This is a genomic window from Xylanibacter rodentium (assembly GCF_013166575.1).
In the GTDB taxonomy this organism is placed as follows: Bacteria; Bacteroidota; Bacteroidia; order Bacteroidales; family Bacteroidaceae; genus Prevotella; species Prevotella rodentium.
This window is the reverse complement of the sequence record NZ_JABKKE010000005.1, coordinates 1-14019: the sequence shown is the minus strand read 5'-3', so window position 1 is coordinate 14019 and position 14019 is coordinate 1. Positions and strand designations below refer to the sequence as shown.

Below are 14019 nucleotides of genomic sequence, written 5' to 3'. Positions count from 1 at the left end.
ACACATGTCCCTATGCCAAAAGAAAAACATGTATTCATGTCTTTATTGTCAATCGAAAATATTACTTTTGCATCATAATAGTATACTTAATTTAGTCTTGAGATGAACAGAGAATGGAAGAAAATCAGTGATTTCGAGGAAATCCTGTTTGAAGAATACAACGGAATAGCAAAGATAACCATCAACCGTCCGCGCTATTGCAACGCCTTCACCCCGAAGACAACATGGGAACTGTCGCAGGCGTTCTCGCTCTGCCGCGAGATGCAGCACATCAGCGTGGTGCTTCTTACAGGCACCGGCGACAAAGCTTTCTGCTCGGGCGGCGACATGAACGTTAAGGGGCGCGGCGGATATATCGACGGTGACGGTGTGCCCCGCCTTAGCGTGCTCGACGTGCAGATGCAGATACGTCGCCTGCCGAAGCCTGTCATAGCCATGGTCAACGGCTATGCCATCGGTGGCGGCCATGTGTTGCATCTGGTGTGCGACCTTACCATTGCCAGCGACAATGCCGTCTTCGGACAGACCGGCCCGAAGGTAGGTTCGTTTGATGCCGGTTTCGGCGCTTCATATCTCGCACGCATAGTAGGTCAGAAGAAGGCCCGCGAGATATGGTTCCTCTGTCGTCAATATACAGCAGAGGAGGCCGAGCGCATGGGCATGGTGAACAAGGTCGTGCCGTTTGACCGTCTTGAAGACGAATGTGTAGAGTGGGCCGAGACTATGATGGAGCGAAGCCCGTTGGCATTGCGTATGATAAAGGCCGGACTCAATGCCGAGCTTGACGGTCAGGCGGGCATACAGGAGCTGGCCGGTGACGCGACGATGCTTTATTACTTCCTTGACGAGGCTCAAGAGGGCGGCCGTGCCTTTCTTGAGAAACGCAAGCCCGACTTCAAGAAATATCCCAAGATGCCGTAAACCGCCGCATAAAAGAAAGATATGAAATACAAGATAGACATTACAGAGCGTGTGTTCCGTTTCAAGCAGCCTGCCGGCACGTCGCGCGGGGTATACACCACACGCAAGTCGTGGTTTGTCGAGCTCACATCGCCCGATGAGCCGGGCCGTCGCGGAGTGGGCGAGTGTGCGCCGTTGCCGGCATTGAGTTGCGACGACATTCCGGAATACGGCAAGACGCTGCGCGCGCTGTGCGACATGTTCGAGCAGCGTGGCGGGATAGATTATGCTCTGATGCGCCCTTACCCCTCGATGCTCTTCGGACTGGAGACGGCCTTGTGCCACTTCGAGAGCGGCAGCACGGCGCTCTTTGACACTCCGTTCGCCCGTGGCGAGGCGGGCATACCTATCAACGGCCTTGTATGGATGGGCAGTCATGATGAGATGTTGCGCCGTATGGAAGCCAAGATAGAACAGGGATTCCGCTGCATCAAACTCAAGATAGGAGCGATAGACTTTGAAAGCGAACTGGATTTGCTGCGCCGCATACGTGGGCGTTTCTCCCACCGTGAGATGACGATACGGCTTGATGCCAACGGTGCATTCAAGTTTGACGAGGCTCTTTACAAGCTGGAACTGCTGTCGCAATATGCCGTACATTCCGTCGAGCAGCCCATCGCGCCGCGTCAATGGGGCAATATGGCCGAGTTGTGCCGTGAGTCTCCGTTGCCTATAGCTCTCGACGAGGAACTTATAGGTGTGAATCAGCCTGACATGAAAGCACATATCCTCAATGTGATAAAGCCGGCCTACATCGTTCTTAAACCGTCGCTGCACGGCGGAATGCGCGGTACGGAGGAGTGGATTGCCGCCGCACGGTCCAAGGATATAGGCACATGGATAACGAGCGCGCTCGAAAGCAATGTGGGTCTCAACGCCATAGCTCAGCTGACCGCACATGTCTATGGCCGTGATATCCGAATGCCGCAGGGATTGGGCACGGGACAGCTTTTCACAGACAACATCCCGATGCCGCTCGAAGTGAGAGGTGAAAGATTGTGGTGTGTGAAATGATACAAATGGTCCGATATATTCACCATCCGTATCTCTTCAACATACATCAGTAATTATGCGGCTTGAGGATTTTTTGATTGAATGGAATAAAGGTTCTGATTGTGTGCTCGTTCACACGAGCGGATCGACAGGCTCACCGAAACCGCTGTGGGTGGACAAACGACGCATGGAGGCTTCGGCGCGCATTACGTGCTCGTTTCTTGATCTTAAACCGGGCGACACGGCCCTGCTTTGTATGCCGCTCGACTATATTGCAGGCAAAATGATGGTGGTGCGGGCGCTGACATGCGGTTTGCGGCTTGTAGAAGTGAAACCGACGGGACATCCGCTTTCAGCTTTACCTGAACCGGACATGTACTTGGATTTTGCTGCCATGGTTCCGATGCAGGTCTACAATACCCTGCGAGTGCCGGAGGAACGTGAGCGGCTCATGCGTGTGCGCAATCTGATAATTGGTGGTGGAGCCATTGACGAAGCCATGGCGGCAGAACTCCGTGCGTTTCCCAATGCCGTGTGGAGCACATACGGCATGACCGAGACCCTGTCGCACATAGCATTGCGCCGGCTAAGCGGTTCGGAAGCCGGTGAATGGTATACGCCGTTTGACACGGTCAGTGTCAGTCTGAACGCTGACGGATGTCTGGTGATAGACGCTCCCGAGGTTTGTTCTACAGTTTTGGAGACCAACGACCGGGCTGAGATTCATGCCGACGGTCGCCGTTTCCGCATCATCGGCCGGCGCGATAACGTGATTTGCAGCGGTGGAGTTAAGATACAGATAGAGGAAGTTGAGCGTGCGTTGAAGCCGCATATGCCGTTTCCGTATATGATAACACGTCGCCGCGACTCAAAATTCGGCGAGGTTATAGTGCTGCTCATGCAGTCGGACGATGTTGATATGGCGCGCGATATATGCTGTCGTGTACTGCCGTGCTATTGGCAGCCAAAGCACTACATCACTGTTGCCGCCGTTCCGATGACGGAGACAGGCAAGCCTGCGAGGAAGAGAGCGGAAGAGATGGCGGTGGAAATGCAAAGTGAAAGATAAGATGAAAGGCAAAATGTATCGTTGCGGGCTATGGCATATCGTCGCAACCATACATTTTGCCTTTTCTGTTATCTTATCTTCAGTACCGGTGCAATAGTGTTGACCTTCTTCGGCAGAGGAACGGTAAGTTTGTCGTTTGTCTGGGTGAATTTCACCTTACCGTAGCCGAGCAGTTCTATTGACTTTATTTTCTCGGTTGCGAGACTACGGATGTTTACTGTCATGTTGTCCGGCCAAGCCAAAGCCGTAGCATATATGACGTTTCCTTTGCTCGTAAACCGTATCTCGTCGGCACCGGCTTTGGTGTACTGCCCGTCGTTGAAGCCCTGTGCATTGATGGCGATGTCGCTGTCGGCGATGGGACCTTCGCCGAAGGTGCGCCACGGCCGCGTGCCTACTATGCTTTCCTTGTTGACTTTCATCCATGCGCCGAACTCCTTCAGTATGGCTTCTTCCTTTTCGTCGAACGTTCCGTCGGCTCTTAGCGGCACGCTGAGCAGCATATTTCCGTTCTTGCTGACGATATCTACAAGCAGTTTCACCACTGTGGCGGCCGATTTATACCTTCCGTGTTCGTATGTAGAGGTGTTGTAGTGCCAGTCGCCCAGACAGTTGCAGCATTGCCACGGGCGCTCCATAATCTTGTTTGGCGCTCCGCGTTCCACATCCCACACAAGTGCCTCTTTCTGATTATCGCTGAGAATCTTGCCGAATACCACTCCCGGGTCGGGATTGTTTCCGTTTTTAATCCTTGTAGCGGTTCTGGTCTTGAGATGGTGGTTGTACATGTGGGCTGTGATTTTCATTCCCGCATCGCTTATTGGATAGAACGGCAGCACCGTCACATCGAAGTAGATAAGGTCGGGCGAATAGCGGTTGATGGCGTCGAGCGTGCGGTTGTAGAAGTTGGTTACATACTCCTCGGTGGGCATTATGGCGCCGCCGGCCCATCCCCACTGGCTGTGTATGCCTCCGTTATCCCACATCTTGCTGCTCATGTCGTGGTTCTGGGCATACAGATTCTGAGGGTCGAGGCCCTTCCACCACTTTTCCGTACCGTCGGCATTGGGCTTGTATCCGTCCTCTTTGGTCAGCCATCCGTCGTATTTCACACCGCGCATATCGCCTTTCAGGTCGAAGCGTCGCGACGGTTCATACCACATCCACGCATGGTCGGCATGGAATGATATGCCGAAAGGCAGGCCCGCCTTTTGTGCTGCTGCCGCCCATTCGCCGAGGATGTCGCGTTTGGGACCGATGTTCATCGAGTTCCACTCCTGATATTGGCTGTCCCACAAGTCGAAGTTGTCGTGGTGGTTTCCCAATGCAAAGAAGTACTCGGCGCCTATATCCTTGTAGAACCGTACGAGCTTCTCCGGATTCCAGTTCTCGGCCTTGAACAGCGGCAGCACATCCTTGAATCCGAATTCCGACTGGTGGCCGTAATGCTTGCGGTGGTGATTGTACTTGGCCGTACCTTCCATATACATTTCGCGGGCCATCCAGTCGCCCGAGCCCTCCACGCACTGCGGGCCCCAGTGTGCCCAGATGCCGAATTTGGCATTGCGGAACCATTCGGGCGTCTCATACTGTCGCAGCGATTCCCACGTGGGTTCATATTTTCCCTTGTCCATCGGCTGCTGTGCCTCGCTCACTTTCAACTGATAGTCCTGTGCCTGTGCCGTGTTGGCCGTAAGCAACAATGCGCAGGTGATTACAGAATACATTGTCTTGTTCATCATTGTTATGGTTATGATTGTTTAAATAGGTTTGTCATTCCAGTGCCAGCGTCACCGGCCCCATCATTCCCGATGGGAGCAGGGGTGATTCGGCGGTGAACATCCATTGCCATATTATCAGCGAGCGGTGCTCGTCTTTCGGGTTGAGAAAGTCCTCACGGTAAGATGATTGCGCTCCGGCCTGCATGCCGAGGCCTAAAGTGAGTGCGGCGGTCAAGGCGATGCGTTGTGTGATGTTGCGCATAATTGATGATTTTTTAGTAGATTACAGATTGTTTTTATTACATGCAAAGTTACATGAAATTCTTGAGATTACCGCATCGCCGGACGTATAAAGCGCGTTTGGGATGGGGCAAAAGAGCTGAAAATGTGATACTTTATGGATAAAAACAGGCTTTTGTTTTGTCAATCCAACGGAATTTATTATTTTTGTAACCGCCGTAACAGTTACGACGGTAACTAAATTGAATCTTATGAAATTCTATAATCGTACATCCGAGATAAAGGAGCTGCAACGTATTCAGAAGCTCTCGTTCGACAGTCATTCACGAATGACAGTCATCACGGGCCGGCGGCGTATCGGCAAGACGTCTCTTGCGGTCGAGGCGACCAAGGGGGAGACGTCGGTATATCTTTTTGTCAGCAGGAAGAACGAGGCGGCGCTGTGCGAAGAGTTTTCTCAGCTTATATCTTCGGTGCTTGGTACTTATGTGCCATCAGAGATAAAGACTTTCCGCTCGCTGTTTGTGATGCTGTTGGAACTGGCCAAAACACGAAGATTCAATCTTATAATTGATGAGTTTCAGGAGTTTGAATACGTCAATCCGTCGGTATATAGCGACGTGCAGAACCTATGGGACCAATACCGTAAGCAGACCAATCTTAATCTGATTCTCATGGGTTCGGTGTTCTCGATGATGCGTAAGATTTTCGAGGGATACAAGGAACCGCTGTTTGGCCGTGCCGATAACATAATCCGTCTGACGGGATTCGGCACCGAGACATTGAAAGAAATAATGCACGACTATCGTCCCGGATACGATAACGACGAGTTGCTTGCGCTTTATTCCTTTACCGGAGGTGTGCCCAAATATATCGAGTTGCTGTGTGAGAATACTGATTTGTCCATCAGCGGGATGCTTGACTATATGGTGCGCGACAATTCTCCTTTCACTGACGAGGGGAAGAATATACTTATCGAGGAGTTCGGAAAGGATTATGGAGTATATTTTTCCATACTCAGTTGCATTGCATACGGCATAAACACTCAGACCGCGATAGAGGCGGCGTTGGGAGGAATCAGCACCGGCGGGCAATTGCGCAGACTTATCGAAGACTATTCGCTCATCACCCGGCATAGGCCTATTATGTCGAAGGAGGGAACGCACAGCATACGGTATGACATCGACGATAATTTTCTGAAATTCTGGTTCCGGTACTATGACAAGAACAAGTCGATAGTGGAAATCAGAAACTTTGTGTTTCTTCGCAAGATTATCGAGGATGATTACACCACATTCTCCGGCTTGATGCTTGAAAAGTATTTCCGTTTGAAGATGATGGAGAGTTTCCAATATTCTGCCATCGGCTCATGGTGGGAACGCAAGAGAGGTAAGGAAGCGAACGAAATAGATATAATCGGGATTTCTGCCGAGGGTAAGAAAGCGCTGGTTGCAGAAGTGAAGCGTCAGCGCCGCAACTACGACCATAAAGTATTTATGGAGAAGGTAGAGTGCGTAAAGGCGAGCATCCTGTCGAAGTATAAGATTGAACCACGTCTGTTTACTTTGGAGGATATGTGATGTTAGTGTCATATGAAACATTTTTACTTTAATAATAATTAAACGCTATCCGAGCCGCCATTTCTGCCCGACGACGCAAAATATGCGATTTTCATGTGAAAATAGGGGTGTTGATAATCAGATAGTTACGCTCATAAGGCCGCAATGGTGACGTGTAAGGAAAGCAGGGAGGCCCTCCCTGCTTTCCTATTTCGAGAAAAATAAAACACGTTTTTTTTAGAATAATCTTTAGCTTTTTTTATGTGACAAGGTGTGTTTGATTGGTGATAATGGCTCGGTGGTAAATTGGTGAGAATAATATATAGATTGGTTATATTTTATTGTTGTCATATAAAAGTAAAATCAACTATATTGTGACTAAAAGGAGAAAAAAGAGAATAACATCAACGAATATGTTGGTGGTAAAAGATAAATTTGTTACCTTTGCATTGTTATTCCCACAGCAGAAGCCTACAAGGTGAAAGGGTGGGGACGACACATATTATAGATAAGGCGTTTACTACGCTTTGTGCTTGACGTTCTGAAATCTCGCAAATTTCTTGGTACAGTCAGGGACATGGCAGCGGTAGATGCCCAACGGGATGTGTTATATGCACACTTTACTATTTGGCGTACTTTTATAGTATACCGATGGAAAGGTGTAGCTTTACATATCTGGCGTGGGCTTCTGCGTTGCTCGTTCAACTGTACCGGGCAATGCGAGAGCCTCAGAATGTGGAGCGAGTGATGGTAAGAATTCCCACGTCTTTTTTTATTATATGTAATCCAAATTTAAATTAAAAGGTCGGATTTGGGAGTTACCGAGTATTTAAATAGTAATAGTTATGAACTACCGTTTGATTTTTGAGCATCTGATGTGTGATGCTTTCAGTTGTGCCAGAGCCGATTTCGGTTTTGCAAATGCAAGTTTTTATGATGCAGGGATTGGTAAGCATCCGGAGACTAAAGCCTATGTAATATGTGCACTGATTACTTTAGCTTATAAAAAATATGAAGGAGAGCATCGTGCCGAACTTCTGGGTATGGCTAAAGAAATAGATGATAAAAAGACTTTTACCGACGCTGATGTAGATAATATTCTTGCTGCGCTTACAACGAAAGGTTTTGTTTGTTGATATTCTTGGTTGAACTATAATTTGAATGCTTATAAATATGAAACTATTACTGACCTCAGAATTGGTAGAACGTTTAAATGCGGTTCCAGACCTTGACATTACACAAATGGTGTTGCCTGAGAGTGTAATGAAAATTAAAGACTTGTCAAATTATCCTACAGACAAGGACGGGTCATTAGGTTATAACACCTATATCGCCTTGCTTAGGGATGGAACGGGTGTAGGAGTAAGTTGTGCCAAAGAGCAGTTAAGTGGGGTTTTATCACAATTTTTTGAATTAGAAAAATAAGGTAATGAAAAAGAATATATTAATTTCGTTCTTGTTCTTATTTGTTGTGCTTTGCATGAAAGCTCAGCCGATATCAATGACAATAGATAACCAGACTCCCGGTGGGTTGTCAAGTAAAATAAATTATGGAGACCAACAGACGGTTGAGAAACTAAAAGTTACAGGTTTTATAAATGCAGATGATATTGTTTTTCTTCGTGTTCTAAATACAAACCGTGCTTTGGTGGATTTGGATTTGTCAGGTACACGTATAGTCGCAGGAGGTGGAACTTATGGAGATGATCCAAAATACAAAACGACAGATGATGTGCTTGGAGAGAATATGTGGGGTGATTTTGGATATTTTAGAAAATTATCTTTGCCTTCAGTAAAGGAATATACATATTGGTCTACTTTTGGAAGTACTACCGGAAAATGCACATTGGAAGTTGATACTCTTATTGTAAATGGTTCAATTACCGAATTTGATATGTCATGGCTGGGTCAGAGTCTGATTTCTAATGCATCTAGATATAAATCTATAGCCACAAATTTATATCTTCCAGAAGGTTTAAAACGTCTTCTGCTTCAGGATTTGCAGACAGGATCAAGGTATCCTATTGGAAAAGGAGGACGAAAACTTGAATTTGTAACATTCCCAAGTACGATGGAGGCTGTAGAAACAGATGCGATTTCTGATGTAAATATGATTGTTGTCAGTTATATTAAAGAACCGCAAAATGTGCGAAATGAGACAACGAATCCTAAATATCCATTGACCAAATGGAAAGGTACTATTTATGTACCGAAGGGTACTGTTGATAAATACAAGGAGTCATGTTTTGGACATATGACAATTAAAGAAATGCTTGATGTGGACTCTATATCAATAGATGCTGAAATGATGTATCTTCATGTGGGAGAGATTACCAATTTGGCAGCAACAATCTATCCAGATGAAGCATATGATAAGGCATATTCATGGCGAAGTGAAGATGAGAATATTGCTACAGTTGATGAAAATGGCACTGTTACAGCAAAAGCTTATGGAAGAACCAAAATAATAGCAGAAGCAAACAATGGTGTGAAAGATTCATGTGATATTATTGTTTACGATAAAACAACAGGAGTGGTAATGGATGAAAAAGTGGAAATAAATATAGGTGAAAATGTGCAGCTTATAGCGAAAACTTTACCGCTAGAAACGTCGGATAGTTTTGTCGTATGGTCAAGCAATGATGAGAGTGTAGCTTCAGTTGATGAGAATGGAGTTGTTTGTGGCTATAAACAAGGGCATTGTGTAATTACCGCAACAAGTATCAATGGCGGTTATACAGCAAACTGTACGGTTAATGTATTGCAACCTATAACTGATATTCAGTTGGATAAACATGAAGTGACAGTTAAAACAGGAAATAGTGTACAACTGAAAGCCACAATATTACCAGATAATGCTGATAATGAACAGGTTGTGTGGACTTCAGACAATGAGGATATTGCAACTGTAAGTACAGATGGTATTGTCATTGCCAAGAAGGCAGGAGTGGCAATGATAATGTGTAAATCTGAAGAAAACGAAGGTATAAATGATGTTTGTCAAGTTACAGTCATTCAACCTGTGACAGGTATTATTTTGGATAAGAATGATGTGGTATTAAGTAAACTTGGTGAGGTTGTTAAGCTAATACCTACGATACAACCGGAAGATGCTTCAAATAAAGAAGTACGTTGGAGTAGTTCAAAAGAAAATGTATGTACCGTATCTGACAATGGTACGATTGTGGCTTTAGATGATGGTGTTTCTATTGTTATAGCTACAACTGTTGACGGTGGTTTTGTTGCGGTTTGTACTGTTAATGTTACGACTTTGTCCGGTATAGAAAATATCAATATTTCCGATAACGAACAAGTGGATGGGTTTTATACTATTGATGGGTTGCGACTTATTAAGCCACAAAAAGGTTTGAATATTGTGAAATTTAAAAATGGAGCAATAAAAAAGATATTGGTAAAATGATAGCTAAATACGTGTTAACTGTTTTTTAGCTTGTTCAATCGAAACAAAAAGACTGCATCGTAATGCAAAATTAAGATGCAGTCTTTTTGGTGTAGTCATATAGCAGCATTTAAGCCACCAACTCCTTAAACAGTTTTATTGTTTCGGAAGAATCCTTTTTACTCCATGGAACATATATACATCCGTATTTCTCCAAAGCAGTAATATATTCAGGTTTCAATTTCATGGCCACGTCGTTTACTATAGCCAAACTATTAACTTCCTTTCCGGTTTGTTCTTCGCGTACAGGCTTGATGTCTTCCCAAGTGAAAAGGAAATTAGGTACGTTTATTTTGTTAAGAGTATTGAAAGACTTTACGACGGTCTCTTTTTTTCTACCGGCAAACTGGAAATCAAACGTAAATTCGATGCCGGTGCTTCCTTTCATGATGAACTGTGGAGTATATACAAGATCGTTTTTGTCGAAGAAACTTTTAACATCTTCTTTGAATATTGTAGCAACATTATTTTGAGCCAACACTTCCATTTCAGATATTTCCAACATGGCACATAGCAGACTGTGTTTCTTTTGCGGGAAATTTTCCAAAGTGGCAGTTGCGCGTAGCTCGTTGTCTTCAATGGTCACTCCATAATTGCGAAGAATATACTCAACCCATTCTTTGCGTTTTAAGGAGCGGTTAACGTTTACTCCCAACTGGCGTAAATTGTCAAATATGACTCCGTCATCGCTCAATTCTATATTCTCGCCATTTGTACGAATAAAAATTTCGATAGGGTCGTTGTAGGCCCCCAAGAAAGGAGTGGATATGACACTCCATCCTGTGGTTTCATCTGTGCGAACCTTTACACGTTCACGCACCCACTTGTAGTAGTCTGTAATTCTGTCTTCTATCCAACTCATATAATATATTGTTGTGCCACTATAGGCGTTGTTACATTTATATATTTAGCAAAACATTTGATTGCCGAAGCAATATCTATATTACTCAGACTGTCTACGATTGACTTTACTTTAAAGTCGATGTCTTCCAAAGGCACAGCCCACTGCAAAGTTTTATATCCAAGCACGTTGAAATGTGCATGCGGACCGATAATATCTTTGCCTGTAAACGGTTTCAGTTCGTCAGGGACATTTTCGGTAGATATTGTCGGGTTGTGATGTATGGATTCATCTGATACATAATCGACACGGAAAATACCAATGTGAGAATCTTTCTCTAAAACGTGCAGGCTAAGTTTTATCAACTCTTTTGCACTTCTGTTGATAGTCCATACGAAGAAAAATTCTGCATCAATGGAGCGTAGTATGATATTTTCCCGTAATCCGGGAATACAGTCTATCTGTTTGAATGAACATGCTGTCTTTCCGTCGCTTTCCAAAACAACTTTCGGAGTGGCGATTAAATCTTTTGCTTGTTTGAAAGTAAATTCCGTTACAGTCATGGTCATTGTTTACGTGAAAATTATGTTATCGCATTTGGTATGCTTTATCTTGCAAAGATAACGATAATTTTTGAGTTTATACTTGAAACAGCTAAAATATTGAGAATAAAGAAGAAAAGTATATGATAAAACATTCTTTCGGTCTTTATTTGACTTATTTTATGTAACTTTGCAGCCGCATTTCCTACGAGCTTCCTGTTTCCGGCAGCCGGTGGGAATATAAAGTAATGATGGAGTGCTTGTCTAACCTCCTTAAAAAAACAAGAAAATGAAAACAGACAATCAACACGTCAGTGTGCTGTTCATGTTGTTCGGCATACTTTTTTGCGTTTGCCTGATTACGGCAAACGTACTTGAGACCAAGCAAATCTCATTAGGTCCGGTAAACATTACCGGCGGACTGCTCGTATTTCCGGTTTCTTATATCATCAACGACTGCGTGTGCGAGGTGTGGGGCTATGGCCGTGCACGCATGCTGATATGGACGGGATTTGCCATGAACTTCCTCTTTGTGCTCTTCGGAGCTGTGGCCGATGCCATCCCCGGTGCTCCGTATTGGGATGGCGACGAGGGATTTCATGCCGTATTCGGCCTGGCACCGCGCATTGCCGCAGCCTCGTTTGTGGCTTTTCTCGTCGGATCGTTCATCAATGCCTATGTAATGAGCCGTATGAAGGTGTCGTCGGGCGGCCGTAATTTTTCGGCACGTGCCATCCTCAGTACGGTGTTCGGCGAGACGGCCGATTCGCTGATATTCTTCCCGTTGGCCCTTTCGGGAGTTGTGCCGCTTGGCGAAATGCCGTCGCTCATCATATCGCAGGTGGTGCTCAAGACGCTGTATGAGATTGTTGTGCTGCCCGTCACCATACGTGTGGTGCGTCACACAAAGCGCTACGAGGGCGAGGATGTTTACGATAAGGACATAGACTATAATGTGTTTTCCTTTAAGTAGGGCACTCCTAGTTAATCCCCAAAAGGGATGTTATGCGGGTAATCATGAGAGTGTGGCAAAACGTGATTCATGTAACTTGTATTTTGCTGCACTTTCCGAAAAAGATACCATTCTGAAAGATAAAGATTTCTTTAGTCTTGAATATGACTTCTCAAATAACAAAACTAAAAACAATGACCGATAACAGAAAATCCGAGGGCCTCAGCGCTCTCGGTTCCGCAACCAAGTATCTCATGGACTATGCTCCCGAGGTGCTCGAGACATTCGTGAACAAACATCCTGAAAATGATTACTGGGTGCAGTTCAACTGTCCCGAGTTCACATCGCTGTGTCCCATCACCGGACAGCCCGACTTTGCCGAGATAAAGATAATGTACCTGCCCGGTGAGCGTATGGTGGAGAGTAAGAGCCTGAAGCTCTATCTGTTCAGTTTCCGCAACCACGGCGACTTTCATGAAGACTGCGTGAACATTATCATGAAAGACCTTGTCAGACTGATGAATCCGAAATATATAGAGGTGACGGGCATCTTCACTCCGCGTGGCGGTATCAGCATCTATCCCTATGCCAACTACGGCCGGCCGGGCACCAAATATGAGCAGTTGGCCGAAAAGCGCCTTATGGAGCATCAGGTTTTATGAGGCTGTGACTTTCATATTGTGTATGACTGTCAAATGGCAGGGTGGTGTGCAGATTCTAAATTTGCACGCCATCTTACCTTTTATTCGTCAAATTGCCATCTTTTGAGTTTTACGCCGTCGCACATCTCACGTTCCAGCCGATGTGTAAGCTGGTTTCGTCGGGCCGATGGAGTAAACTTGCATATTATCCGCCTGATGTGTTTCTTCAGATTGTATTCCTCCTTTGTGTCGGTCATTTCGCTTTGCACCGTCAGGTGAAACCGTCCGAAATCGTCAAGTACCACGGTCTTTCCGTTCTGCATCTGGCGTTTCATTTCCGCCACAAGAGCTGCTATCACTGCTTTTACATCGCTTTCGGTCACTGAATTACTCTCGCTGATGTTTCGTGCGAGTGTGCGTGTGTCCACTTCTCCTGTGCTGACCACACGTCCGTACCACTTGCCGCCATATTCTTTGCGGCTGTCCTTGTTCTGAAATAATCTTATTTGTAATGCCATGATATTAAATATGTCAGTATTGAAACTTACTAAAAAATATGGTCAATCTTTGTTCATTAAGATGTATGCCGTTAGTTTATATAACGTCCGAGCGGGCATATTATTGTTCCATGGGATGAATTTTATGAGGTAAAATAAGTTATATTACTTAGTAAAATAAGTTATATTACTTAGTAAAATAAGTTATATTACTTAGTAAAATAAGTTATATTACTTAGTAAAATAAGTTATATTGATGACTAACATAACTTATATTATCATATAACATAACTTATTTTACTATTTAATTCAGCCTTTTCCCAAATATAATTCCGGTTTTTTGGACAGATAAGACAGTCAACAGATTAAACTAAGTTGGTTAACAAAATTAAACTACATTATCGTACGGACATAGGATAAACGCGCTTAGGATGGATGCGCCCCTTTGGGTAGGGTGGCCATAATTTGTGGTTCATTTTTAGTATCAAAATAGCATTAAATTTAGCAATAACTGTATGATATTTAAATAATTGACTTTTTATAT

14 protein-coding genes are annotated in these 14019 nt (G+C 44.9%); 9 read left to right on the top strand and 5 right to left on the bottom strand.

What is annotated here, in order from left to right; genetic code table 11:
• Positions 1 to 102 precede the first annotated feature (102 nt).
• The 3 genes from menB to HPS55_RS04065 are packed head-to-tail and all read left to right on the top strand — an operon-like array spanning position 103 to position 3022.
• Positions 103 to 921 carry a 1,4-dihydroxy-2-naphthoyl-CoA synthase gene (gene menB, locus HPS55_RS04075; protein ID WP_172176042.1) on the top strand — a complete coding sequence of 273 codons (819 nt, stop codon included), beginning with the start codon at positions 103 to 105 and terminating at the stop codon, positions 919 to 921.
• Between the two features lie 21 nt (positions 922 to 942).
• Positions 943 to 1974 (top strand): o-succinylbenzoate synthase, encoded by a 1032-nt coding sequence (menC, locus tag HPS55_RS04070; RefSeq protein WP_172176040.1) that lies wholly within the window; start codon positions 943 to 945, stop codon positions 1972 to 1974.
• A gap of 55 nt (positions 1975 to 2029) precedes the next feature.
• Entirely contained in the window at positions 2030 to 3022 is a 993-nt protein-coding gene (locus HPS55_RS04065) for an AMP-binding protein (protein ID WP_172176038.1), read from the top strand.
• A 68-nt stretch (positions 3023 to 3090) separates the two neighbouring features.
• Here the strand turns inward: HPS55_RS04065 and HPS55_RS04060 are convergent, their stop codons facing one another.
• A complete protein-coding gene (locus tag HPS55_RS04060; RefSeq protein WP_410543855.1) occupies positions 3091 to 4764 on the bottom strand; it encodes an alpha-L-fucosidase in 1674 nt (557 codons plus the stop codon).
• Between the two features lie 31 nt (positions 4765 to 4795).
• Positions 4796 to 5005 carry a hypothetical protein gene (locus HPS55_RS04055; protein ID WP_172176036.1) on the bottom strand — a complete coding sequence of 70 codons (210 nt, stop codon included), beginning with the start codon at positions 5003 to 5005 and terminating at the stop codon, positions 4796 to 4798.
• 229 nt (positions 5006 to 5234) lie between these two features.
• Between HPS55_RS04055 and HPS55_RS04050 the strand changes: the two genes are divergently transcribed.
• The 4 genes from HPS55_RS04050 (at position 5235) to HPS55_RS04035 (ending at position 9963) form a co-directional block, all read left to right on the top strand.
• Positions 5235 to 6563: an ATP-binding protein gene (locus tag HPS55_RS04050; RefSeq protein ID WP_172176034.1), complete on the top strand. Its 1329-nt coding sequence runs from the start codon at positions 5235 to 5237 to the stop codon at positions 6561 to 6563.
• Positions 6564 to 7387: 824 nt separating this feature from the next.
• Positions 7388 to 7678, top strand: a complete 291-nt coding sequence (locus tag HPS55_RS04045) for a hypothetical protein (protein ID WP_172176032.1) — start codon at positions 7388 to 7390, stop codon at positions 7676 to 7678.
• A gap of 37 nt (positions 7679 to 7715) precedes the next feature.
• On the top strand, positions 7716 to 7967 hold the full coding sequence (locus HPS55_RS04040; protein ID WP_172176030.1) for a hypothetical protein: 252 nt from the start codon (positions 7716 to 7718) through the stop codon (positions 7965 to 7967).
• Between the two features lie 4 nt (positions 7968 to 7971).
• Positions 7972 to 9963, top strand: coding sequence for an Ig-like domain-containing protein (locus HPS55_RS04035; protein WP_172176028.1), 1992 nt, complete (start codon positions 7972 to 7974; stop codon positions 9961 to 9963).
• A 109-nt stretch (positions 9964 to 10072) separates the two neighbouring features.
• Here the strand turns inward: HPS55_RS04035 and HPS55_RS04030 are convergent, their stop codons facing one another.
• Both HPS55_RS04030 and HPS55_RS04025 read right to left on the bottom strand, forming a co-directional pair.
• Complete coding sequence (locus HPS55_RS04030) at positions 10073 to 10864, bottom strand: DUF1828 domain-containing protein (RefSeq protein WP_172176026.1); 792 nt, start codon at positions 10862 to 10864, stop codon at positions 10073 to 10075.
• Positions 10861 to 11406 carry a DUF6978 family protein gene (locus tag HPS55_RS04025; RefSeq protein WP_172176024.1) on the bottom strand — a complete coding sequence of 182 codons (546 nt, stop codon included), beginning with the start codon at positions 11404 to 11406 and terminating at the stop codon, positions 10861 to 10863. The genes HPS55_RS04030 and HPS55_RS04025 overlap by 4 nt, the downstream gene beginning before the upstream one ends.
• A gap of 268 nt (positions 11407 to 11674) precedes the next feature.
• Between HPS55_RS04025 and HPS55_RS04020 the strand changes: the two genes are divergently transcribed.
• Both HPS55_RS04020 and queF read left to right on the top strand, forming a co-directional pair.
• Positions 11675 to 12358 carry a queuosine precursor transporter gene (locus HPS55_RS04020; protein WP_172176022.1) on the top strand — a complete coding sequence of 228 codons (684 nt, stop codon included), beginning with the start codon at positions 11675 to 11677 and terminating at the stop codon, positions 12356 to 12358.
• Between the two features lie 173 nt (positions 12359 to 12531).
• Entirely contained in the window at positions 12532 to 12999 is a 468-nt protein-coding gene (gene queF, locus HPS55_RS04015; RefSeq protein WP_172176020.1) for a preQ(1) synthase, read from the top strand.
• Between the two features lie 80 nt (positions 13000 to 13079).
• On the opposite strand, the gene HPS55_RS04010 is transcribed toward queF, so the two are convergent.
• Positions 13080 to 13496 carry an HU family DNA-binding protein gene (locus tag HPS55_RS04010; RefSeq protein ID WP_172176018.1) on the bottom strand — a complete coding sequence of 139 codons (417 nt, stop codon included), beginning with the start codon at positions 13494 to 13496 and terminating at the stop codon, positions 13080 to 13082.
• Positions 13497 to 14019: the final 523 nt, after the last annotated feature.

Bases quoted from the DNA above. Each gene is read 5' to 3' on its own strand.
- HPS55_RS04045 (WP_172176032.1), top strand. From the start codon at position 7,388: ATGAACTACCGTTTGATTTTTGAGCATCTGATGTGTGATGCTTTCAGT.
- HPS55_RS04065 (WP_172176038.1), top strand. From the start codon at position 2,030: ATGCGGCTTGAGGATTTTTTGATTGAATGGAATAAAGGTTCTGATTGT.
- HPS55_RS04050 (WP_172176034.1), top strand. From the start codon at position 5,235: ATGAAATTCTATAATCGTACATCCGAGATAAAGGAGCTGCAACGTATT.
- queF (WP_172176020.1), top strand. From the start codon at position 12,532: ATGACCGATAACAGAAAATCCGAGGGCCTCAGCGCTCTCGGTTCCGCA.
- HPS55_RS04010 (WP_172176018.1), bottom strand. From the start codon at position 13,496: ATGGCATTACAAATAAGATTATTTCAGAACAAGGACAGCCGCAAAGAA.
- menC (WP_172176040.1), top strand. From the start codon at position 943: ATGAAATACAAGATAGACATTACAGAGCGTGTGTTCCGTTTCAAGCAG.
- HPS55_RS04030 (WP_172176026.1), bottom strand. From the start codon at position 10,864: ATGAGTTGGATAGAAGACAGAATTACAGACTACTACAAGTGGGTGCGT.
- HPS55_RS04020 (WP_172176022.1), top strand. From the start codon at position 11,675: ATGAAAACAGACAATCAACACGTCAGTGTGCTGTTCATGTTGTTCGGC.
- menB (WP_172176042.1), top strand. From the start codon at position 103: ATGAACAGAGAATGGAAGAAAATCAGTGATTTCGAGGAAATCCTGTTT.
- HPS55_RS04055 (WP_172176036.1), bottom strand. From the start codon at position 5,005: ATGCGCAACATCACACAACGCATCGCCTTGACCGCCGCACTCACTTTA.
- HPS55_RS04040 (WP_172176030.1), top strand. From the start codon at position 7,716: ATGAAACTATTACTGACCTCAGAATTGGTAGAACGTTTAAATGCGGTT.
- HPS55_RS04035 (WP_172176028.1), top strand. From the start codon at position 7,972: ATGAAAAAGAATATATTAATTTCGTTCTTGTTCTTATTTGTTGTGCTT.
- HPS55_RS04060 (WP_410543855.1), bottom strand. From the start codon at position 4,764: ATGATGAACAAGACAATGTATTCTGTAATCACCTGCGCATTGTTGCTT.
- HPS55_RS04025 (WP_172176024.1), bottom strand. From the start codon at position 11,406: ATGACTGTAACGGAATTTACTTTCAAACAAGCAAAAGATTTAATCGCC.